Origin of the sequence: Corallococcus sp. AB018 (assembly GCF_003986945.1) — a bacterium.
Lineage (GTDB): Bacteria > Myxococcota > Myxococcia > Myxococcales > Myxococcaceae > Corallococcus > Corallococcus exiguus.
In genome coordinates this window covers 1-21,192 of the sequence record NZ_RAWR01000084.1, presented here as the reverse complement: position 1 = coordinate 21,192, position 21,192 = coordinate 1, and the positions used below count along the sequence as shown (strand labels likewise).

Below are 21,192 nucleotides of genomic sequence, written 5' to 3'. Positions count from 1 at the left end.
ATGACCTGCTGATACGGTCCGGGGCACATGCACTTTCGTACCGTTCGTGGGTGGTGCCTGGGGCTCCTGCTGACCCTGTTCGCGACCCCGGCCTTCGCCGCGGAACCGCCGTCGCAAGGCGTGGTCCTCGCCGCCGAGCCGCGGACCTTCGCGGAGGCGAAGGCGCTTCCTGAAAAGCTCACCGGGTCCGCTGCCTGCGACCTGGGGCCCGGCAAGACCCCTGACATCACCGTCTCCCAGTCCGTGGACGTGACGCAGGCCTCCCCGGACTCGTGTCTGCCCGCGGAGGTGGTCATCACCCAGACGCTGTCCCTGCCAGATGGCTCGCGCGTCGAGCGCCGGTTCAACATCGCGGATGACGCTCCTGACACCCAACTGGCCCTTTATCCTCCGCGCCCGCGCATCCGCGTCCGCTGCCAGGCGAGGCGGCTGGAGCTGTCCGTGGAAGGCGTGCCCGAGGCCCCCCTGCTGGCGCTGGAGCCCATTGGTATCGGCGTCGCCTCCGCCTCCGTGAAGTTTCGGGTGTCCCGGGACAGCGAAGCCCGCATCCTGCCCCTGCTGGCCCGCGACGACGCCGGGGCCCGCCGTGCGTTGGAGGAGCTGGGCCTCCTGATCAAAGACATACCTTCCCGGCTGTACGGTCGTGACGCGAACCTGGAGGCGGACAGCGTCGCGGGCCTGGCCGCCGCGCTCGAGCGCGCCCGGAAGCGCGTCGCCCTGGCCTCGGGCGATGACCCGGAACGGTCCACCACCCCCCCTCGCGATGTCCTGGCTCCGGACCTGGAGGGAGACCGCCCGCCGTTGAAGACAGGCGATCCCGAAACCATCGGCGAGGTCCAGCCGTCCAAGGGGCAGGTCCAGTCTGGCGCGCCAGTGGACTCGGACCTGTTCTGGCGACAGGGACGGTTGTGCGTGGCGCAGCAGGACACTGGCAAGCGGATGCGCTGTTACGACCCCGTGGCGCGGAGCTGGGGCAAGGCCGTCCCGTTGGACCGGGGTGATCAGTCCGCGTGGAGCTCTTTCCCGGGTTGCTACGGGAGGATTCTCATGGGGACCCGGAACGTCCGGCCTCCTGGGGAGCCGGTCCTGCGCCTGTCTCCCCGGGCCGTCCTGTTCTGGCGCGCCTGGGACCACGAGGCCGTCGTCTTGGAGGTCCCTGAGGGGGCTGGCCCACCGCGCCTGCGCGCGCCGGAAGCGGAGGAGCTGAAGAAGGCGATGCTCGCGTCCACCGGCTCCCGGCTCTTCGCCGAAGGCCGGTTCATCCTGGACGAGGACAACAAGCAGTTCTGCTCCGTGCGCAGGCCCCTGGGGTGCTGGTCGCTCCAATGGGACAGTCCGTATGAGGATGAGGGCAGCCACAGGCTGTACGAGGCCCGCGTGTCCCCGGATGGCCGGTGGGTCGCCTACATGCGCGGTCCCGGTCCAAGCAAGGCGGACTCGGAAGACGAGACCCGGACGCTGGTCGTGCGCTCCCTGAAGCTCGGTTCGTACGTCGCGCCCCGCGTGCTCGCTTCGACGGCACCGCGCCTCGTGCGGACGGACGTCGTGATGGAGAAGCCGCTCTGGGAAGGGCCCTCGCTGAAGTGGCAAGACGGCGAGCGGCTCACCCGCGCGCGGATCTCCTGCGACCTGGGCCAGGATCCGCGCACCCCCTTCGAACTGGAGACGCAGCGCATCGTCAGGCCGTACTACAGCCCAGTCAATCAGGGCGCCTGCAGCGGCGACGGGGTGAGGATGTATCAAAAGCTGTCCGCGCCCGGAGGTCTGGAGTTCTCACGCAGCGGCGTCGTCGTCGTCGGGGACAGTCAGTCATCCGAAGGCGAGGTGAAGATGCGCTGCCAGAAGGGGCGTCTATCGTTGTGGATGGAGGGCGTGCCCGACGTCCCGGCGTTGACGCTGGCCGCGAACATGGGCGCGTTCGGCGCGGTGCGCTGGGACCTGGCGCCGGAGACCGAAGCCCGCCTCCAGTCGCTGCTCGCCCGCGACGACGCCCCCGCCCGCGAGGCCCTGGCCGCCTTCGCGCGGTTGGTGAAGATGAATGACGACGCGCGCGACGGCTCGTTCGGGATGAACAAGGAGGAGGGGCGCATCTCCCGCATGGGCTGTCTCTCCACGGCGCTGGAGGCCATCTCCGCCCGGCGGGCGCTCGCGGACGGGGTCCACCCGGAGCTGCATGGCTCGCTGAAGACCGACGGCGCCTGCGCCAAACGCTACGGCATGCACGCCCTCCAGCAGCGGCTCAAGGCCGCCACGCCTCCGCTTCCGCTGAGCGTCGGGGCGGTGAAGGACAAGGCGGAGGTCATCGGCCGGGTGCTGCTCGTTCCCACCACCCCCCCGTGGCCCACGCCCGGGTTGTACTGGAGGGATGGCACCCTGTGCCTGGTCCAGCAGGATGGACGCGGACAGGTGCGCTGCTACGACCCGGCGGCGCGCGAGTGGGGGCCCACGGTCGCGATGTACAGCCGCCCGTTTCCGCGAGAGGACCTGCTCCTGAAGTCGATGTCTCAACCGGGCTCGTGCTACCCGATGGGAGGCCGCGACGTTCCCCTGTCGGAGGACATGCTGGACGTCCTGCCGCTGTCGTCGCGGGCCTCGCTGATCGCGGACCTCTCGCGCGGCGAGCTGGCTCCGGAGTTCAACGTCATCGAAGTCCCCGCGGACGCGAGCCTTGTGCGCACGCGCGCACCCACCGTGGAGGAGCTGGCGCTCGCGGCGCGGAACGGCGGAGGCTCCGCGTCCCTGGGGGAGGGCAGGTTCCTGTTGCACGTCCCGAAGGACGAACGCTCGCCGTGGCTGTGCACGGCGGTGCGCCCGTGGATGTGCTGGAAGCTGCCCCTGGAGTCCGAGGACTACGGTGTGCGCGCCCCCATGGCGTCGCCCGATGGCCGCTGGCTGTCCTATGTGCGGATCCCCTGGGGAAAACCCGACGACCCGGAGAAATACCCCAAGGAGCTCGTCCTGCTGCCGCTGACGCCCATCCCTTGAGCAGCTCCAACGGCCCTCAGCTCGCCACGGCCTCGGCGGCCTGTGGGAGCTGGCCCGTGTCCCCCAGGGTCTTCCAGAGCCAGGCGTTCACGTCGAAGCGCGGGTCGCCCAGCTGGCGTCCCAGGTCGATGCCGTCCCAGGCCAGGTGTTGATCATCCGGAGGCCCCATGTCGCTGAGCGTGCCCATCAGCTTGTTCATCTGCTCTTCGGGGAAGCTGTCGTTGGAGGCGCCGAACATCGCGTAGAAGGCCAGGTGGTGGGTCGGGTCCTCCCGCGGGCCGTCGTCATTGATGCGGCTGGTGCGAAAGCCGGTGGGCGGGAGCGGGAGCGGGTGGTTGAGGTTCCAGCGCTGGTCTCGCTCTGACGTCAGGCCCTCCAGTCCGGAGTCCGTGCCCGCGAACAGCAGGCCCAGGTCGCGTCCGGCCTCCGCGCCATGAATGCGCGTGGAGGGGCCGTCCCCGGTGGTGAGCAGCCACCGGACGCGCTGGACCGCGCGGGAGAACAGCTCCAGCGCGAGCCGCCCTTCCCGGCGCTCCGCCTCCGCCCGCTCCCGGAGGAAGTCGCGCCGCAGGTGGGCGTGTTGCCGGAAGAACTCGCGCACCGCCGCCACCCGCCGCGCCGCGACGGCGGTCAGCCAGTGTCCCCGTGCATCCATGAAGGCCACGGCCTCCACCTGGAGTTCACTGTCGGAAAGCGGCGGCGGAGGGGCGGGACGATGCTCCATGGGCGTTCTCCGGGAAAAGGGACACCGGAAAGGTCGGAACGCTTCATGAGGCCGGGAGTGGGGACTCCACCGCACATGTCTGCCATTGCGCATCACGGACGCCGACCGTGCTCCCGTGCGCAGTCGTCTGGGACGCCTGGGTGTCAGGCGGCCTCCGATGATGTGGTTCCCATCGGCTCGGACGGAGATCTCAAGCTGGGATGTGGGCACGGCGGGGAGACGCGAATGCCTCCGAGCACCGGCCGGTGAACGGCTCCTCTAGATTTTCAGCAGCCGCTTCACGGCGTCCGCGGTTTCCTCGGGACGCGTGTTGAACCCGATGGCCGCGTTGGGAGCGAAGCGGTGCACCGCATTGACGACGCTCTCGAAGAACGTGAGGTTCTTGACGGGGATGCGGACGCCCGCCCCGATGACGATGCAGTCGTAAGGGGCGGTGTTCGACAGCCAGTCGCGAATCGCCGTCGCCGCGGACTCGTCGGGCATGATCTGCAAGAGGTCTGCATGCCAACCGCGGTTGCGCATCTGCTCCAGCCCGACAGTCAGGCTCTTGCGGATGGTCTCCGCCGTAAAGCCATAGGGAAGCATCGGATCTGAAAAATCAACGGTCTCGGCTGCTGCCCGATGAGTAGCGTTCTGATCATGCCCGTTCCGTCCTGGTTGGTAGGTGGCCCTCTGGAACCTTCAATAGTGTTGGGAGGGACCCGCTGTCCGGCCAGGCGTGGCTGCCCGTTGGTTTCAGTAGCGCACCATGTCCGTGAGAATAGCGGGCGGGGCCGGCGTATCCCCCCTGCGTGAGCGCGGCCTGCGCCGCTGGCTCCTTCCCGGGTGGCATACATGACGCGATACCTGTCCCGCCTTCCTCACCTCCTCCCCTTCGCGGTGGCCTCCGTGCTGGCGGCCTGCGGCGGAGAGGAGCGCGACCCCGGTGATGGCCCCGGCGACGACCCCTCCACCAGCGGCTGTGTCCGGACCATCTCCACGGCCCTGACCTCCACGACGACCTGGGCGCCGGGGGCGGAGCGGTGCTCCTACGAGGTGCAGGGTGTCGTGGAGGTGCGTGGCGCGCTCACCCTCGCCCCCGGCACGGTGGTCCGCTTCGGTCCCGACGCGGGGCTGCTCGTCACGGCGACGGGCTCCCTCCATGCGGTGGGCACCGAGGCCGCGCTCATCACCTTCACGGGCACGACGCCCACGCCGGGCTTCTGGAGGGGGCTCGCGTTCAAGTCCAACACCCCGGAGAACGCGCTGGAGCACGTGGTCATCTCCTACGCGGGCAGCGAGCAGTCCTTCTGCTGTGACTTCTTCTACGGGCCGGGCGGCAGGCTGGAGGCCCGGGCGTCCGTGCTGGTGGGCTCCAACCAGGGGGCCAGCAGCCAGGTGCGGATCTCACACACGACGGTGGAGAAGAGCGGCACGCAGGGGCTGTTCGTCTTCAACAAGGCGCGGCTGCCCGGCTTCTCGCGGAACCTCTTCCGGGGCAACCTGGGCGCCCCCGTGGTCGTGAGCCTGTCCACCGCGGGCGCGCTGGACGGCGCGAGCATCTACTCCGGGAACAGCCCCACCCAGCCGGCGGCCAACGGCGACAACGTCGTCCACCTGGTGGCGGCGCCGGAGGCGGACACCGCCACGGCGCAGACGCTGCGCAGGCTGGACGTGCCCTATGGTGTCTCCACCGGCCTTCCGGACACGACCGTGGAGTACGCGGGGGCGCTCACCCTGGAGCCGGGGGTGCGCCTCCAGTTCGAGGCGGAGTCCGGGCTCCGCATCAAGGAGACGGGCTCCCTGGTGGCACGGGGGACGGCGGAGGCGCCCATCGTGTTCACGGGCAGGACGGAGACGCCGGGGTTCTGGAAGGGCATCTCCATCCTCTCCCTGAACCCGGACAACGTCCTCGCCCACGCGCGGGTGAGCCACGGCGGCTCGGACCCCTTCTGCTGTGACTACTTCACGCGCACGGGCGACATCCGGGCCAGCATCTCCGTGGGAAGCGGCACGGGGCGGGGACAGCTGCAGCTGACCGACTCGCTCGTGTCGCAGGGCGCCGGCTGGGGCGTCTTCGTCTTCAAGAACGGCACCTTCACCCAGAGCGCCAGCACCTACGACGGCAATGCCGACGGCACCGTGGGCTACGAGGCGCCGCCCCTCGCGCCCTGAAACGGCACGACGCCGGACGCGAGGGGCACGGATGGCCCCTCCCGCCCGGCGTCTGTGTTTGAAACCGGCCTGTTGCCTTACAGCGAGTTGACGAACTTCAGCAGCGCGTTGCGGTCCGCGGCGCTGAGGTTCACGAAGGCCTGCTTGGAAGCCTCGCCCTCGCCGCCGTGCCAGAGGATGGCCTCGGTGACGTTGCGCGCGCGGCCGTCGTGCAGGTACGCCTCACCGCCGGACACGCCCGCCGTCAGGCCAATGCCCCAGAGCGGAGCCGTGCGCCACTCGGCGCCGGAGGCCTGGCCTTCCGGCAGGTTGTCCGCCAGGCCCGCGCCCATGTCGTGCAGCAGCAGGTCCGTGTACGGACGGATGGTCTGGCTGCGGAACTCGTTCATCGCGCTGTACTGGCTGGTGGTCAGCGTGGGCGCGTGGCACTTCGCGCAGCCCGCGTTGGTGAACACCGTCTCACCCTGCATCGCCGTCGCGTCCGAGTGGTCGCGGCGCGCGGGGACGCCCAGCAGGGCGATGTAGCGGGTCATCTTGTCCAGCTCGCTGTCGGCCAGCTCCGTGCTCGTGCCCGCGCAGCCCTGCTGCGCCGAGCCGCAGTCCTGCGTCTTGAACACGTTGGTCGTCACGCCCATGTCGCTGTTGAGCGCCTCGGCCACCTGGTGCTTCACGCGCGCCGTGCCGGCCTTCCAGCCGAAGCGGCCCATGCGGGTGACGCCCGTCTCCGGGTCCTTCACCGTCTGCATGCGGCCGGAGATGCCGTCGCCGTTCGCGTCGTTCGGGTCCGCCAGGCCAGCAATCTGCGTCTCCGGCACCGCCTCCAGCAGGCCCATGCCCACCAGCTGCGGCGTGATGCGCGCGGAGAAGTTCGTCGGCGTCACGTTGAGGAAGCTGTAGTTGGGCTTGCGCAGGCTGTACGCCGTACCGCCGGGCAGCGTGCCGCTCGCCGTCGTCGTCCAGCTGCCGATGCGCACGTCCGCCTCCGGCGTGCCGCTGACCGCGCGCGGCTGCAGGCGGAAGCCCAGCGCGGGGTCCACCGTCACGGTGCTGCCGTTCACCTTGCCCACCTTCACCACGTAGTTTTCCAGCGTGGTGTTCGTGGTGGTGGGCGGCAGGCCGCGGCCGTTCTGCTTGTGGCAGGAGATGCAGGCCACGTTGACGTAGTTGTTGCCCAGCTTGTTCGCGTGCGCGGTGAAGATGGGGTTGTCCGGCTCGGAGTGGGTGCCGTCGCGGAAGTTCGTGTGGTGCAGGCGGCGACCTTCCACGAAGGGCTGCGCGTTCACCGGCGCCATGTTGGTGGCCATCTGCAGGAAGCGGTTGTCCGGCTCGTTGGAGAACGGCGTGTGCAGCGTGGTGCGGCCGCCCGCCCAGGCCTTGTCCGGCAGCGGGAAGGAGTCGCGGATGCCGCCCTGGCCCTCGAAGGGCACGATGCCGCCCTGGCCCACGATGTAGAGCATGCCCGTGGAGTAGTAGTTGAAGCGGCCTTCCACCGGCGCCTGGAGGAACACGCCAATCTCCAGCTCCATCCGGTCACCCACGCGGATGGCGCGGCCTTCCTTGGCGTTGAAGTTCACCGACGACGTGTACTTGTAGTCGTTCACCTTCACGAAGTCCGCGTTGTGGAAGTACTCCGCCACCGTGTTGAGGCCGCGGAAGAACGCGCGGAAGTCCGGCGAGTCATACGGATAAATCGTGTACAGGTTCACCGTGATGACGCTGCCGCCCTTGGCGACCTCGTCCACGATTTCAATCCAGTGGGTGCGCTTCTCGAAGTACAGCTTCAGGTAGTGGTCGTACGCCTGGTACATGTCCTCGCGCATGTGGCGGTCGCGAACGCGGTCGCCCACGCGGGTGATGATGGCCGCGGAGGTGTTCTCCACCGTGGCCGGCTCCAGCGCGGTGCTGCTCGTGAACAGCGGCACCACCGGGCCCGCGTCGCCGTTGGGCGGAGGGCCGGAGTCAGGCGTGCCCGTGCCGGAGTCAGGCGTGCCCGTGCCCGCGTCCGTACCGCCGCCCGTGCCGGTATGCGTGTAGCGCGTCCAGGCCGTGTCACGCGCGCAGGCGCAGGACACGTCCCAGTACGTAAAGAAATAGTCGATGGAGTTGCCGTTGCTCAGGCCCGTGACGGTGTACTGGTTGCGGCCTCCCGTCACCGCCATGCGGATGTTCTGCTGCAAGCCGTCGTTGAGCTTGTAGTGGATGTCCGCCCAGTCCGTCGTGTCGACGTAGAAGAGGGCGGATGAGCCCGATGGCGTAACGCCATACGTGGCGGCTTCTGCGGAGGGAACCGCCAGACAACTGACGGCCAGGAATGCGAGCGCGATTCCCGTGAGTCTGCTTCGGCTCATGGTTGCAACTCCATTGTGGGGGTGGATGGGGCGTGGGACGGCGAGCGCTGCGAAGGGGACTTCGTAGCTTGTCCGAAGAAAGTCTGAACGCCTGGGAGCCGCAAGGTGGGATGTCGGAGAATTCGACTTAGGCCTGATAACTGATAAATAAGCGAAATTGATATCATCCCTGACGCGCTGTGTTGGCAGGGATTGACGCGTTGTGTTGCGCATGGGGCGTGGAGGGCTTCCGCCCGAGTGACGGCGAGGGATGGGGCAGCGCGGCGTGGGTGGGTAGACTCCGGGGCCATGCGCTTCCAGCCACCGTGGGGTGGAGCCTTCCGGCTCGACACCTTCTTCCACCGCACTCCGGACGTCCTCCCGGAGGAGACGATGGCCTCCATCCGCTCGGCCATCCTGGGCTCGTCGCTCCTGGGAGAGTCGAACCTGTCGGGCCAGTTCTCCGGCACGTACGGCTTCTCGCTGACGTTCCGCCGGGACGCGCTGCCGGACGTCCACGAGCGCTTCCCGGCGTTCGCGCCGTACCTGGCGAAGACGCTCCTGCCGGAGTGCAACGCGTTCCTGCTCAACCCGCTGCTGGTGGGCAAGGGCCGGAACGTCGCGGCGCACATCGACCGGAGTCTTGAGTTCTACGGTCCGAGTATCGGCTGCCCGGTGGCGGTGAGCGTGCTGTATGTCCAGGTTCCGAAGGAACTCCGGGGCGGGGCGCTGCGGCTGTACCACCGGGGAGGTCGGGTGGCGGAGCTGACGCCGCGGCAGAACGCGCTGGTGATGTTCCGGGGCGACCTGCTGCATGAGGTGGAGGCCATCACCTCCGGCGCGGAGTCGATGCAGGAGTCGCGGATCAGCCTGGTGGTGGAGCAGTACCGTGCGCCCGCGGAGCAGCTGGCGAACGTGCCGCGCTTCGAACTGCGCACGCGCTCGGGGGTGCGGGCGTGAGCGACCTGACGCTGGAGTGGAAGCTGCCCGCGCCGCCGGACGCGGTGTTCCCCGCCTTGTCCGAGCCCGCGCTCATCCGCCGCTGGTTCGGCGCGCCGCCGGGCTGCTACCGCACGCACGCGCCGGACCCCGGTGCGTTGGGCCAGCCCTACCGGATAGGCCTGAGGGACTCGGCGGGTCGTGCGTTCTCGCAGGTGGGCTGCATCGTGCAGGTGGAGCCGGGGCGGTTCCTGGCGCTGGAGATGGACTGGGAGGGTGGCGGGCCGGTGCCGCCGGGACGCACCCGGGCGGAGCTGACCTTCCACCTCGCGGAGGACGGCACGCGGCTGGAGCTGCGCCAGGGCCCGTTCGCGGACGACGCGGCCCGGGACGCGCACCGCGCCTACTGGGAGGCGTGCCTGGGGAGGCTGGCGCGCGTGGTGGCGGGGGAAGCAGTGCCGTGCTTCGAGGAGTTCTGGGAGGAGTCGCGCGGCTACGTGGGGCCGCTGGCGGTGGCCGCGTACGCGGTGCTGGCGGGGCTGCGCGAGGCGGGCGCGCCGAAGGAGGCGGTGGCCCAGGTGGAGGACGTGCTCTACACGCACCTGCCGCGGCTGCGCGAGGACACCGCGGACGTGCTGGGCGCGGTGCTCCAGTCGCGGGTGGAGGGCGGCGCGAGCTGAGGGGCCGCCCTCCTCCGGCTGCTCAGGAGGCCAGGGCCTGCGGCGGGGACGCGGGGGTGTCCTCCTCCGGGACGTGGGCCTCATCGTCCTTGGCCTTGGCGATGCGCTCGTCCAGCTCCGCGGTGAGGTGCTCGAAGACCTCCTTGTTGAGCGTGCCCTGCTGATAGGCGCTGAAGAGGGCGTCCTTCTCCACGATGAGGACGCGGCGGATGGCCTCCTGCTTTTCCTCGTCGTGGAAGCGGTTGGACTGCTGCTTGAGCGTGATGAGCTCCTGCTCCACGGCCTGCGCCTTCTGCTGGTAGTCGCGCTCCAGGGGCTCCAGCGCGTCCACCGGAATCTCGCGGCCGCGGCGCATGGTCTCCAGCGACGCGAGCGCCGCGTGGATGGCGCCCAGCTTGCCGCGGGCCAGCTCGTACTGCTCCTGGTAGACGTCCTTGATGCCGGTGATGCCCAGCGCCTTGAGCACCGGCGCCATGGTGAGCCCCTGGACGATGATGGACAGCACCACCACGCCGAACGTCATGTTCACCAGGAGCTCGCGGTGGGCGAAGTCGTTCGGAAGGCCGAGCACCAGCACCATGGACACCGCGCCGCGCAGGCCGCTCCAGGTGAGCACCGCGCTCCACTTCCACGGCAGCTTCTCCGACGTGAACCGCAACAGGCCGGACACGCCATAGACGACCACCGCGCGGCCCAGCATCACCGCCCCGTACGCCAGCAGGATGGGCAGCCACGAGTCGAGCAGCGACGACAGCTTCACCTCCAGGCCGATGAGCAGGAACACCACCGAGTTGAGCGCGAACGCCAGGTACTCCCAGAAGCTCTCCACCGCGATGCGCACCGTGGGGCCCATGCCCTCCTGGGCCGCCCAGTTGCCGCACACCATGCCCGCCACCACCACCGCGATGACGCCCGAGTAGTGGAAGTGCTCCGCCACCACGAAGGACCCGTACGCGGCGATGACCGTGCAGGTGATCTCCACCATGGCGTCCTCGACGCGCAGGATGACCTTGCCCACCACGAAGCCCACCGCCGCGCCGATGACGGCGCCCATGCCCGCCACCTTGATGAAGTCCATCACCGCGCCGCCCACGGTGAACTCCTGGCCCGCCGCCACGCTCACCACCAGCGTGAAGAGCACCACGGAGGTGCCGTCGTTGAGCAGGCTCTCACCCTCCACCAGGATGGCCAGCCGCTTGGGCGCGCCCAGCGCCTTGAACAGGCCCACCACCGCGATGGGGTCCGTGGACACGATGAGCGACGCGAACACCATCGCGTGGATGAGGCCGAAGCCCTCCAGCGCGTTCAGCCCACTCATCGCCGGGGACAGCAGCAGCGCCGTGAGCGCCATGGACGCCACCACACCCGGAATCGCCATGGAGGTGATGGCCAGCTTGTTCTTCATGAACTTGCGGAAGTCCACGTGGAACGCGGCCTCGAACAGCAGACCCGGCAGGATGACCGCGAACAGCAGCTCCTTCGTCAGGTGCGGCGGTTCAAAGGCCTGCACGATGCCCAGGCCCAGGCCCGCCAGCACCAACGCCACCGTGTACGGAAACTTGAAGTAGCGCGCCGCGATCGCCACCGCTGTCGCGATGGAGAAGAGCAGCACGAAGGCCAACTCGAAGTGCATGAATCCCCAGCCCCGTTTGTGCTCAAAAAGCGCGAGGATGCCATGCACGCGGGGCGGTGGGGCAACCCCCTTTCGGAGGGAAATGAGAGGGGACGGGCGGGCGTTGCATTTTGCCAGACTGTTTTCTCAAGCCTGGAGACGGATGCGTTGTGAGGCTCCGGGGCGGTGGCTAGAAGCGAGGGATGATGGACCTCTTCCTGATGTCACCCCCGGGCCGGGGCTGGGCGCTGCGAGGCCGTTCGAACTTCCGCAGCCGTGAGGCCGCTCCGGCGGATGCGCGTGGCGCCCGGCGGGAGTGGCTGACGCTCGCCCGGCACATCGAGTCCCGAGGCGGCACGGTGGTGGCGCTGCCCTCGCCGTCGGACGCGCTGACGGGCATGCCCTACGCGGCCGAGTGCGGCCAGGTGGTGGCGCGCGAGGGCCAGGCCCCGCTGTTCCTCCTGCCCAAGATGATGAGCGCGCATCGTTTCGCGGAGCGTGACCATTGGGCGCCGCTGGCCCGGCGCCTGGGCCTGGAGGTCGTGGATCCGGGCGTGGGCATCTGGGAGGCGCACGGCGACGTGGCGACGTTCGACGGCGTGACGCTGCTGTTCTGGGGCGGGCGCACGACGCTCGACGGGCTGGAGGCGGCCCAGAAGTCCTTCCCCGGCGAGGTGCTGCGCGTGCAGGTGCGCGAGCCCGCGTTCCACGGGAACATGGCGGTGCTGCCCCTGCCGGCGGTGGACCGGTTGGTGGTGTGCCCGGACGTGATGGCGCCGGAGTCGGTGGCGCTCCTGGAGCAGCGCTTTGGGGCGAACCGGCTGGTGCGGGTGACGGAGGCGGACATCCGCCGCTACGCGACGAATGGGTTGCCGCTGGGCAGGGACCTGCTCGCGCCCACGGTGATGCCCGCGCACATCGTGGAGACCTTCGAGCGCCTGGGCATGCGCGTGGTGTCCATGCCGATGCCGGAGCTGACGGAGAAGGGCGGTGGTTCGTCGCGCTGCCTCGTGTCGCGCGCGTCGGTGGATGCCTCGCGCATCTCGCTTCCGCCCGAGTACCGGTTGGACGTCGTGGCGAAGGACATCGAAGCCGATGGCGGGTGAGCTCGCGTCGCTGGCCCAGGCGTTCTTCGCCTCGACCCCGGATCTGTCGTTGCAGGCGCTGGGCTCCGGCGTGCACGTCCCGTCACTGGACCTGGCGCCGTACGGCATCCCGGTGACGCACCTGCTGGCGGAGCACAACGCGGAGCTCGCGCGGCAATACCTCACGCTCAATCAGCTGGCGTTCGGCGGCATCGGCGTGCCGCGTTGGGTGCTGTCCGACTTGTACCTGCTGCCCGGCGCCATCGGGCTCTTGCGCTGTCCCGCGCGGCTGCTCAAGGCGCCCGCGCGCGAGCGGCTGCTGCTGGCGGACGAGGAGTCGGCCATTGGCGCGGCGTGCTACGTGGCGCCGTCGCTGACGCCGGGGCTGTTCGTGGGCGTGTCGCTGTTCAGCTTCCTGCCGGGGCGGGGCGCGTCCGCGTGGGTGAAGCTGCTCACGCTGGGCATGGTGCGCGCGAAGCGGCTGCGCGGCGTCACGCAGTGGGACAACCCCGCCGTGCGAGTGCACTCGCGGCTGGGGCCCATGCGGCTGGTGGGGCACGTTCCCGGTGGGCACGACTACGACGAGCGCACCTTCGTCTACGAGACGGACCTCTCCGACGAGGCCCGTGTGGCCCGGGCGATGCTCCGGGGCGATGCACCCGCGCCCGCGACGCGCATCCCCGTCACCGACCTGTTGTCGTTGGGCACGCTGCTGGACCGGGCGGAGGCCGGGGCACGGCTGGAGTTGGTGCCTCCGGGCCAGGACGCGGGCCACGTGCTGGTGCGCGAAGTGCCTCCGGGCTGAGGCTTCAGGGCGCGGGGGCGTGCGGGAACTCGTCGTCCTCTTCCAGGGCCTTGCGCAGGGCGCTGGCGCCGTCCTTGAGGATGGGCGCGCCGTGCGCGAAGCAGACGGTCTGGATGGGCAGGTGGTCCAGGATGCGCTGGATGCTGCTGCGCGTGCGCAGCGGTTCGTCCTGGTACTCGCCGGGGACGAAGGTGGGCGTGCGCCGGACTTCGTGTGACAGCAGGTCGGAGATGAACACCACGGCGTGTGGGCTCTTCTGGAGCCACAGCGTGTACATGGCCTCCGTGGGCCCCGGCGTCTGGAAAGTATTGAGGCCGCCCGGCAGCGTGGTGCCGTTCACGTATTCGAAGTCCGGCTTCTCCTCCAGGCCCTGCGCGCCCTCGGGAGCCCAGACGGGCACGCCGAACACCTTGCGCAGGCGCCACGCGGAGCGCTGGTGGTTGCCCGCGGTGAGCACGATGGCGTCGATATCGCCCAGCTTGCGCAGGAGCTTCTCGTCGATGGGCAGCGGGTCGATGAGGGTGACGGTGCCGTCGTCATCCACCACCGCGTAGGAGTCGCTGCGGATGCCGCCGAGCCGGTCGTCGGAGACGGTCCAGTGGTGCACGCCGGGGACGATTTCATCCGTCTTCTTCGCCTGGGCCTTGGGCTCGCTCATGCGGACAAAGCTAGGCACCTGTCCCCGGATGACAGGGATGCGCGCTCCGCTGCCCGCCTGCTCCTCCAGCGAGCCCTCTTGTCCCCTTCGCATCCCGCTCTCCGCACGCACCTTTGTCGTCGGACGAAGGAGCGACCCGATGCGCGAGATGCAACCGCTGGTGCTGTTCGATGGGGACTGCGGCTTCTGCAAGCGCTGGGTGGCTCGCTGGAGCCAGGACACCGGTGGCCGGGTGCGCTTCGCGCGCGGGAGCAGGTGGCTGCTCAAGCTCCTGGGCATCTCCCAGAAAGACATGCTGCGGGCGATGCAGCTGGTGGAGCCGTCGGGGCGCCGCTCGTCCGGCGCGGAGGCCGTCTTCCGCATGCTCGCCTGGTCGCCCCGCTGGAGCACGCGTCTGGCCGCGCGGCTGGGGTTGGTGCCCGGCGTCCGGCACGTGGCGGGCGCGGTGTATTCGGTCATCGCGCACCACCGCCGGCGCGCGTCGCGGTGGGACACGTGGTTGTTCAGCCGCGTGACGGAGCCCGCGGAGCACCGGCTGGTGCGCTGGGCCTTCATGAGACTGCTGGGCGGCACGTTCCTCATCGCCTTCACGTCGCTGGGGAAGCAGGTGCTGGGGCTCTACGGGGAGAAGGGCATCCGTCCCATCCGCGACGTCGCGCAGTCCGAGCGCTGGGCCGCGCAGGGCCGCTGGCGCCGTCCCTCCGTGTTCTGGAAGGACGCGTCGGACGCGACGCTGGTGCGCGGCTGCCGCGTGGGGCAGGCCCTGTCGCTGGCGCTGCTCCTCAACGTGGCCCCGCTCCCGAGCGCCGCCGCGCTGTGGGCGCTGTATCTGTCCTATGTGTCACTGGGACGTGAGTTCCTGTCGTTCCAGTGGGACGTGCTGCTGCTGGAGATGGGGCTGGTGGGCGCGCTCACCGCACCGGTCGGCGTGAGGCCCGGGCTGGGGAAGCGGGACGTGTCCGCGCTGGAGGTGTTCCTCTTCCGCATGCTCGTGTTCCGGCTCTACTTCGGGTCGGGCATCAGCAAGGTCCACTCGGGTGACCGGACGTGGCGCGAGTTGAGCGCGTGCGACGTGTACTTCGAGACCGCGCCCCTGCCCACGCGCGGCGGTTGGGCCGCGCACCAGCTTCCGCGCCAGGTGCGCCACGCGGGCACGGCGGCGGTGCTGGCGGCGGAGACGGCGGTGCCGTTCCTCGCCTTCGGTCCCCGGCGCGTGCGGCAGGCCGCCTTCGGCATCCTCTCCGCGTTGCAGGCGGCCATCATCACTACGGGCAACTACGGCTTCTTCAACGTCCAGTCGCTGGCCCTAGGGCTGTGGCTGCTGGACGACGCGGCCCTGCGGCGCGTGTTGCCGGAAGCGCTGTGGCGCGATGCCGGGCCCGCGCGGCGGCCGTCGGTGCCGGGCATGGCGCTGTCCGTGGCCGCGGCGGTGCCATTGCTCACGCTGGGCACCGTGGAGCAGCTGCGCCGGATGGGGTGGTGGCCTCGCGGCCCGGAGCGCCTGGTGCGGGCGGTGGACTGGCTGGAGGACCGGGTGGTGCCGCTGCACTCGGTGAACTCCTACGGCCTGTTCGCGGTGATGACGGTGGACCGGCCGGAAATCACGGTGGAGGGCTCTGACGACGGCGTGCACTGGCGGGAGTACCCGTTCCGATACAAGACGTCGGGTGTGGACCGACCACCGCGACAGGTCGCCCCGCATCAACCCCGGCTGGACTGGCAGATGTGGTTCGCCGCGCTGGGGTCGCCGCCCTCGTGGTTCCTGTCCCTGATGGAGCGGCTGCTGGAGGGCTCGCCGGAGGTGCTGGGGCTGTTCGCGTCCAACCCCTTCCCGGACCGTCCGCCCCGGCTCGTGCGGGCGGTGCTCCACGACTACCGGATGACGTCCCGGACGGAGCGCCAGCGCACCGGGGCCTGGTGGAAGCGGGAGCGGCGCGGGCTGTATGTGTCGCCGTTGACCCTCGCGCCCGGTGCGTCCGAGCAGGCGGGGCGTCTGACCTGGCACGTCTGAAACATGCCTGGGTCCATGTAGCTCATGCCCGGTACGCCAGGACCCCACACGGGGGCGGAACGGCTAATGGCTCCCCGTGCGAAAGCGAAGGGCCGGGGACTGGCGGGGGATGGGGATCGCTGGGTACGGTTCAAGGGCGATGGTGTCCGGTGCTTCCCCGTCTTCCCTCATCTTCGGCAGGTATGCGGTGCTGCGCCGCGTGGCCGTGGGGGGCATGGGGGAAATCTTCCTGGCACGTCAGGTGGGCGTCAGCGGCTTCGAGCGCCCCGTCATCCTCAAGAGCCTGCTGCCGGACCTGCTGGAGCACGATGGCTCGGTGGAGATGTTCCTCGACGAGGCCCGCGTCGCGGCGCACCTGAACCATCCGAACGTCGTCTCGCTGTACGAGGTCGGCGCGTGGCAGGGCACGTTCTACATCGCCATGGAGTACATCGAAGGCGAGAACCTGGGCCGTCTGGCGAAGGCGTCGCAGCGGGCCGGCACGCCGCTGCCCCACCGCGTCTGCGCGCAGATGATCCGCGACGCGGCGCTGGGGCTGGACCACGCGCACCACGCGAGAGACAGCCAGGGCGCGTCGCTGGAGTTGGTGCACCGGGACATCAGCCCGCAGAACATCATGGTGCGCCTGGACGGCCTGACGAAGGTGGTGGACTTCGGCGTGGCCAAGGCGACCATCCGCGCCAGCCGCACGCGCACGGGAGTGCTCAAGGGCAAGCTGCGATACATGTCGCCGGAGCAGGTGCGCAACGAGCCCGTCTCCGGCACCAGCGACCAGTTCGCGCTGGGCGTGGTGCTGTGGGAGCTGTGCACGCGCCGGCCGTTCATCGACACGGACAACCCCGCGGAGGCCATGCGGCGCATCGCGCTGGCGGCGGTGCCCCGGCCCTCGCAGTTCGTGGAAGGGCTGTCGCCGCTGCTGGAGCAGATCATCCTGCGCATGCTCCACCGCGCCCCCGGCCAGCGCTTCGCCCGCTGCGCGGACGTGGCCCGCGCGCTCCAGTCCTATCTGGATGAAACGCCGGAGCCGCCGGAGGAGAGCGTCCCCGCGGTGGTGACGCGGCTGGTGGGCGACACGGTGCTGGCGCGGCTGCGCGACGCGGGCAGCGGCGAGCCCGGGCTGCCCCAGGTCCGCGAGCCCTCCAACGTGTCGTGCCCGCGCTGTGGCCAGTCCACCAGCGCGACCAGTCGCTTCTGTCCCGCGTGCGGCAACTCGCTCACGCCCATGGGCGTGGACGCCGCGCAGAAGTCGCTCACGCCCTCGTCCGGAGGCGCCGCGCCCAAGCTCCCGCTGATGCCCGCGCTGCGCGAGCCGCCCATGCACCTGGGCGACGAGGATCTCCCCGACGCGCCGACGGCCAAGGCGCCCGCGCGTCGCGGCGACGGCGCCGTGCACGAGCCGCCCACCGACCCGACGATGGAGGTGCCCGCGCCCCTGGCCTCCGCCCTGGCCGCGCCGCCGTCCGCCACCGGGGACGACGACGGACCTCCGGCCCTGGGAGACGAGGCTCCGGGCCCCACGGTGAAGATCCGCGCGATGGACGCGCAGGCGCAGATGCGCCGGCTCACGCTGCTGGTGGTCGCGGGCGAGCCGGCCCACGCGGCCCGGTTGCGCGAGGTGGTGGCGCAGGCCTCCGCGCGCCACCACGTGGAGGCGATGGCGCTGTCGGACACGCACTGGTGTCTGCCCTTTGGCCTGCCGCAGGTTCGCGCGGACGACGCGACGCGGGCGCTGAAGTGCGCGGAGGAATTGGGCGGCGCGGGCCTGAGCGTGAGGCGGGGCCTGGAGTCCGGCGTGGTGCGCTCGAGCGCGGAGGCCGGGGCGCCCCGGCTGTCCGGCCTGGGGCTGGAGCGGGCGCAGGCGCTGGCGGACGCGGCGGTGTCTGGCGAACTGCTGGTGGGCGCCTCGGTGAAGGCGCTGCTGGTGGAGTCGGGCGGGGTGCGCATCGGCATGGCGCGCGAGCTGCCCGGCGGCACGGCGTGGCGGGTGGAGTCCGGCGCGCCCGCGACCCGCGTGGACGCGCTGGTGGGGCGCGACGAGGCGCTGACCCAGGCGGCGATGGTGGTGGAGTCGGCGTGCAAGGGGGAAGGCGGCGCACGGCTCTTCGTGGGGCCCTCGGGTGTGGGACGCAGCCGCTTCCTGGAGGCGGTGGCGGAGCTGGCCGCGGGCGCCTCGCCGCGCGTGGTGTACGCGTGGGGTGGAGACCCTCGTTCCGCGGGAGCGCTGGGACTGTGGCGCACGGTGCTCGCCGCGCTGTCGCGGACCGCCACGGGCGGAGACGCGTCGCTGCCTCCGCTGTCGGGGCTGGGCTTCTCCGAACCAGAGGCCGCGGCGCTCTGGCGGAGGCTCGCGCGGGGCGCGCCCGTGGGCGGCGGACTCCTGCCGGCGGGAGACGGAGCGGTGGTGGACGCCATCCAGCGCGTGGCGAAGCCGACCGGACTGTTGCTGCTGGTGGACGACGTGCACCGCGTGGACGGCCCGTCGCTGGAGATGCTCGCGGGGCTGCTCACGGCGAAGGAGCTGGGAGTGTCGCTGGTGGCCACGGGTGACGTGGACGCGGTGCCCACGTCCCTGGCATCCCTGCCCGTGACGGTGCTGGAGGGGCTGTCGCCGTCGGAGCTGAACGCGCTGCTCACCGCGAGCCTGGGTCTGGCCCTGTCGCCGTCGTTGGAGCGGGCGGTGGCGGACCGGGTGCGCGGCAATCCCGCGCATGCGCTGGCGCTGGTGCGGCTGCTGGTGTCGGTGGGGGTGTTGCAGCGCACGGAGGGCGGCTTCCAGTCCAATGGCCCGCTGTCCCCCGCGGCGCTGCCGCAAGGCCTGGGGCAGGCCCTGGGCGCGCGGCTGGAGCTGCTGCCCGCCGCGTCGCTGCGCTTCCTCCAGCGGGCCGCGGTGGAGGGCTCGCTCTTCTCCGCGGAGCTGGTGCGCGCGTCGCTGACGGCCACGGACGGCGCCGGGGTGCTGGAGGACGCGGAGTGGGTGGTGCCCGTGCCCGGGCAGCCCGGCATCTTCCGCTTCACGAGCGAGGAGGCGCGGCAGGTGCTGCGCGAGCGCCTGTCGCCCCCGCAGCTGCGCAGCGCGCACCAGGAGCTGGCGGAGACGCTGGAGGACGAGGCGTTCGTGCAGGAGCCGGCCCGCGAGGTGCGCGTGGCGGACCACCTGCTGGGCGCGGGTGCCTCCGGCGCGCCGGTCGCGTGCGAGCGGGCGGGCGACTGGTTCGCGGCGCGAGGCGAGTGGCGCTCGGCGGTGGAGTTCTTCCGCTGGGCCCTGGGCCGGGCGCCCGGCGCGACGGCGGCGGTGGTGCGCTGGCAGCTGGACGTGCTCGCGCGCGCGGCGGGATGTCTCACGCAGACGGACCCCGCCGCCGTGGACGGGCTGGTGACGCCGTGGCTGGACCGCGTGCCGGTGATGCAGACGCCCGGCCGGTGGGCGGAGGCCGCGCGACGCCTGGCCGTCGCGGAGCTGAAGCTGGGGCGCGTGGACGACGCGGAGGTGCGTCTCAGCATGGCGCAGGGGCCGGCGGGCTCGGATCCGGAGGCCGAGGCCCTGGTGCTGGGCGAGCTCGCGCGCGTGCGCGAGGCCAAGGGCGAGACGACGGCCGCGGTGGAGCTGCTGGCGCGCGCCTTCCAGCGCATGGGGAACCGGACCCCGCACGTGGCGGACTTCTTCTGGGAGCACTACCTGCTCCTGGGCCGGCTGCAGCAGCGGCTGGGGCAGCTGGACCGGGCGCGGGTGGCCTTCACGCGCGCGGCGGAGCAGGCGCGGTCGGTGGGCAGCGCGGTGGGCCAGGCGCGGGCGCTGTCGCAGCTCGCGGGCCTGCGGGTCCTCGCGGGCGAGCCGGCCCAGGCGCTGTCGGACCTGGAGCGCGCGCTCGCCCTGGCCGAGCAGGGTGGGGACGCCCAGGAGGTGGCGCGCATCCACTACAACGCCGGGCGCCTGCTGGTGGCGGGAGGCCGGGGGCCGGAGGCGCGCGAGCGGCTGGAGCAGGCGAGGGAGCGCGCCCGGGTGGCGGGCTGGCGGGAGGGGGAGGCCCTGGCCGCGCAGGTGTTGGGGTCGATGGAGGCCCGGACCCCGCGACGTGGAAGTGGGCAGTAGTCGTCAGCAGGCGTGCAGGCGCGCGGACTTCGACGCGGGCGCTCGCGGTTTTCACGCCCTTTGAGTGCTCCACCGGTAGACTCGGCCCTTCCCCACCTGCCCCCGTGCCTGCCTTCGTGAAGACCTCACGCCCCATCTCCTTTTCCCTGTTGGGTTTCCTCGCGCTGGGTGTCCTCGGTGCGTGCGGACCGTCGCCCACGACCATCACCCTGGAGCAGCCCGAGCTGCGCTACCTGCGCACGCAGGGGCAGAACCTGCCGCTCAGCTACACGGTGTTGGACGCGGATGGGCGCAAGATGATGGACACGCGCCTGCGCTGGACCAGCTCCGCGCCGGAGGTGGCCTCCGTGCTGGAGGACGGCACGGTGGTGGCGCGCAAGTCCGGAAAGACCATCATCGGCGTGCAGGGCGGACGGGCGAAGGCGGCGCTGCCGCTGGACCTCACCATCCTCGCGTCGCTGGACGTGCGCGCGCCGGGCGCGGACTTCGTGGAGGTGGGGCGCACCCTCAAGGTGCGCGTGGTGGCGCGCAATGAAGCGGGCCACGTCATCCCCGACGCGGCGCCCGACTTCCGCTCCAGCAACGAGGCCGTGGCGCGCGTGGAGAGCGGCGAGCTCATCGCCGCGTCGGCCGGCGTGGCCACCGTCACCGCGACGCTGGGGCACCTGCACCGCGCCATCGCCGTGCAGGTGGTGCCGCCGGACTTCGCGCGCCTGGGGCTGAACCTCACCTCGTACACCTTCAAGAAGAAGGGCCAGTCGGTGATGGTCCAGGCGCGCGCGTACAACCGCAACGGCGTGGCGCTGGAGAAGGTGCCGCTGGAGTGGTTCAGCTCGAACGCCGCCGTGGTGACGGTGTCGCCCGAGGGCCGCGTGACGGCCGTGGGCAAGGGCCGCGCGGTGGTGTCGGTGGTGGCCGGCCGCCGCCGCACGGCCGCGGACTTCATCGTCGAGTAGCTCCGCCGTGTCGACGCCGGGCCCGCCGCACGGGAGCGGCGGACCCCGAGGCGACGGCCGCTACGGCTGCTTCTTGGGAGGCGCCGGGGACTTCGGCGCGGGGCGCTTGCCGCCCTTCTTCTTGGACGCGGCCTCCGCGTCATCCGGGCAGGGCCTGTCCCTTATA

The 21,192-nt window shown here is 71.0% G+C and carries 14 protein-coding genes; 9 read left to right on the top strand and 5 right to left on the bottom strand.

Translation table 11 applies throughout. The features are described 5' to 3' along the window. The first annotated feature begins 27 nt into the window (after positions 1 to 27). On the top strand, positions 28 to 2,985 hold the full coding sequence (locus tag D7Y11_RS19075) for a hypothetical protein (RefSeq protein WP_126934391.1): 2,958 nt from the start codon (positions 28 to 30) through the stop codon (positions 2,983 to 2,985). 16 nt (positions 2,986 to 3,001) lie between these two features. On the opposite strand, the gene D7Y11_RS19070 is transcribed toward D7Y11_RS19075, so the two are convergent. Together D7Y11_RS19070 and D7Y11_RS19065 are read right to left on the bottom strand one after the other, a co-directional pair. Continuing rightward, on the bottom strand, positions 3,002 to 3,709 hold the full coding sequence (locus D7Y11_RS19070; RefSeq protein WP_126934390.1) for a hypothetical protein: 708 nt from the start codon (positions 3,707 to 3,709) through the stop codon (positions 3,002 to 3,004). A 258-nt stretch (positions 3,710 to 3,967) separates the two neighbouring features. After that, on the bottom strand, positions 3,968 to 4,294 hold the full coding sequence (locus D7Y11_RS19065; protein ID WP_199733726.1) for a hypothetical protein: 327 nt from the start codon (positions 4,292 to 4,294) through the stop codon (positions 3,968 to 3,970). A 249-nt stretch (positions 4,295 to 4,543) separates the two neighbouring features. Between D7Y11_RS19065 and D7Y11_RS19060 the strand changes: the two genes are divergently transcribed. Then, positions 4,544 to 5,863 (top strand): hypothetical protein, encoded by a 1,320-nt coding sequence (locus D7Y11_RS19060; protein WP_120574812.1) that lies wholly within the window; start codon positions 4,544 to 4,546, stop codon positions 5,861 to 5,863. A 77-nt stretch (positions 5,864 to 5,940) separates the two neighbouring features. Here the strand turns inward: D7Y11_RS19060 and D7Y11_RS19055 are convergent, their stop codons facing one another. Continuing rightward, a complete protein-coding gene (locus tag D7Y11_RS19055; RefSeq protein ID WP_126934389.1) occupies positions 5,941 to 8,211 on the bottom strand; it encodes a di-heme oxidoredictase family protein in 2,271 nt (756 codons plus the stop codon). A 288-nt stretch (positions 8,212 to 8,499) separates the two neighbouring features. Here D7Y11_RS19055 and D7Y11_RS19050 point away from each other — a divergent pair, with 288 nt between their 5' ends. After that, positions 8,500 to 9,150, top strand: coding sequence for a 2OG-Fe(II) oxygenase (locus D7Y11_RS19050; RefSeq protein ID WP_120574814.1), 651 nt, complete (start codon positions 8,500 to 8,502; stop codon positions 9,148 to 9,150). Beyond that, positions 9,147 to 9,809 (top strand): SRPBCC domain-containing protein, encoded by a 663-nt coding sequence (locus D7Y11_RS19045; RefSeq protein ID WP_126934388.1) that lies wholly within the window; start codon positions 9,147 to 9,149, stop codon positions 9,807 to 9,809. Before D7Y11_RS19050 ends, D7Y11_RS19045 begins: the two co-directional genes overlap by 4 nt. A gap of 22 nt (positions 9,810 to 9,831) precedes the next feature. Here the strand turns inward: D7Y11_RS19045 and D7Y11_RS19040 are convergent, their stop codons facing one another. Then, positions 9,832 to 11,442 carry a Na+/H+ antiporter gene (locus tag D7Y11_RS19040; protein ID WP_120574816.1) on the bottom strand — a complete coding sequence of 537 codons (1,611 nt, stop codon included), beginning with the start codon at positions 11,440 to 11,442 and terminating at the stop codon, positions 9,832 to 9,834. A gap of 182 nt (positions 11,443 to 11,624) precedes the next feature. Here D7Y11_RS19040 and D7Y11_RS19035 point away from each other — a divergent pair, with 182 nt between their 5' ends. Both D7Y11_RS19035 and D7Y11_RS19030 read left to right on the top strand, forming a co-directional pair. Continuing rightward, the gene (locus D7Y11_RS19035) at positions 11,625 to 12,527 is read left to right on the top strand and encodes a dimethylarginine dimethylaminohydrolase family protein (protein WP_233596657.1); all 903 of its coding nucleotides are present in this window, start codon (positions 11,625 to 11,627) and stop codon (positions 12,525 to 12,527) included. Further along, on the top strand, positions 12,517 to 13,311 hold the full coding sequence (locus D7Y11_RS19030) for a hypothetical protein (protein WP_120574817.1): 795 nt from the start codon (positions 12,517 to 12,519) through the stop codon (positions 13,309 to 13,311). The genes D7Y11_RS19035 and D7Y11_RS19030 overlap by 11 nt, the downstream gene beginning before the upstream one ends. 4 nt (positions 13,312 to 13,315) lie before the next feature. On the opposite strand, the gene D7Y11_RS19025 is transcribed toward D7Y11_RS19030, so the two are convergent. Continuing rightward, a complete protein-coding gene (locus tag D7Y11_RS19025) occupies positions 13,316 to 13,987 on the bottom strand; it encodes an MBL fold metallo-hydrolase (protein ID WP_126934400.1) in 672 nt (223 codons plus the stop codon). A 121-nt stretch (positions 13,988 to 14,108) separates the two neighbouring features. On the opposite strand from D7Y11_RS19025, the gene D7Y11_RS19020 reads away from it, so the two are divergent. The 3 genes from D7Y11_RS19020 to D7Y11_RS19010 all read left to right on the top strand — a co-directional run bounded on the left by D7Y11_RS19020 (position 14,109) and on the right by D7Y11_RS19010 (position 21,026). Continuing rightward, complete coding sequence (locus D7Y11_RS19020) at positions 14,109 to 15,980, top strand: lipase maturation factor family protein (protein WP_126934387.1); 1,872 nt, start codon at positions 14,109 to 14,111, stop codon at positions 15,978 to 15,980. Positions 15,981 to 16,089: 109 nt separating this feature from the next. Then, complete coding sequence (locus D7Y11_RS19015; RefSeq protein ID WP_233607333.1) at positions 16,090 to 20,070, top strand: protein kinase; 3,981 nt, start codon at positions 16,090 to 16,092, stop codon at positions 20,068 to 20,070. A gap of 116 nt (positions 20,071 to 20,186) precedes the next feature. Further along, the gene (locus D7Y11_RS19010; protein ID WP_120574851.1) at positions 20,187 to 21,026 is read left to right on the top strand and encodes an Ig-like domain-containing protein; all 840 of its coding nucleotides are present in this window, start codon (positions 20,187 to 20,189) and stop codon (positions 21,024 to 21,026) included. Positions 21,027 to 21,192: the final 166 nt, after the last annotated feature.

Bases quoted from the DNA above. Each gene is read 5' to 3' on its own strand.
- D7Y11_RS19030 (WP_120574817.1), top strand. From the start codon at position 12,517: ATGGCGGGTGAGCTCGCGTCGCTGGCCCAGGCGTTCTTCGCCTCGACC.
- D7Y11_RS19070 (WP_126934390.1), bottom strand. From the start codon at position 3,709: ATGGAGCATCGTCCCGCCCCTCCGCCGCCGCTTTCCGACAGTGAACTC.
- D7Y11_RS19075 (WP_126934391.1), top strand. From the start codon at position 28: ATGCACTTTCGTACCGTTCGTGGGTGGTGCCTGGGGCTCCTGCTGACC.
- D7Y11_RS19050 (WP_120574814.1), top strand. From the start codon at position 8,500: ATGCGCTTCCAGCCACCGTGGGGTGGAGCCTTCCGGCTCGACACCTTC.
- D7Y11_RS19015 (WP_233607333.1), top strand. From the start codon at position 16,090: ATGGGGATCGCTGGGTACGGTTCAAGGGCGATGGTGTCCGGTGCTTCC.
- D7Y11_RS19060 (WP_120574812.1), top strand. From the start codon at position 4,544: ATGACGCGATACCTGTCCCGCCTTCCTCACCTCCTCCCCTTCGCGGTG.
- D7Y11_RS19035 (WP_233596657.1), top strand. From the start codon at position 11,625: ATGATGGACCTCTTCCTGATGTCACCCCCGGGCCGGGGCTGGGCGCTG.
- D7Y11_RS19020 (WP_126934387.1), top strand. From the start codon at position 14,109: ATGCGCGAGATGCAACCGCTGGTGCTGTTCGATGGGGACTGCGGCTTC.
- D7Y11_RS19040 (WP_120574816.1), bottom strand. From the start codon at position 11,442: ATGCACTTCGAGTTGGCCTTCGTGCTGCTCTTCTCCATCGCGACAGCG.
- D7Y11_RS19065 (WP_199733726.1), bottom strand. From the start codon at position 4,294: ATGCTTCCCTATGGCTTTACGGCGGAGACCATCCGCAAGAGCCTGACT.
- D7Y11_RS19055 (WP_126934389.1), bottom strand. From the start codon at position 8,211: ATGAGCCGAAGCAGACTCACGGGAATCGCGCTCGCATTCCTGGCCGTC.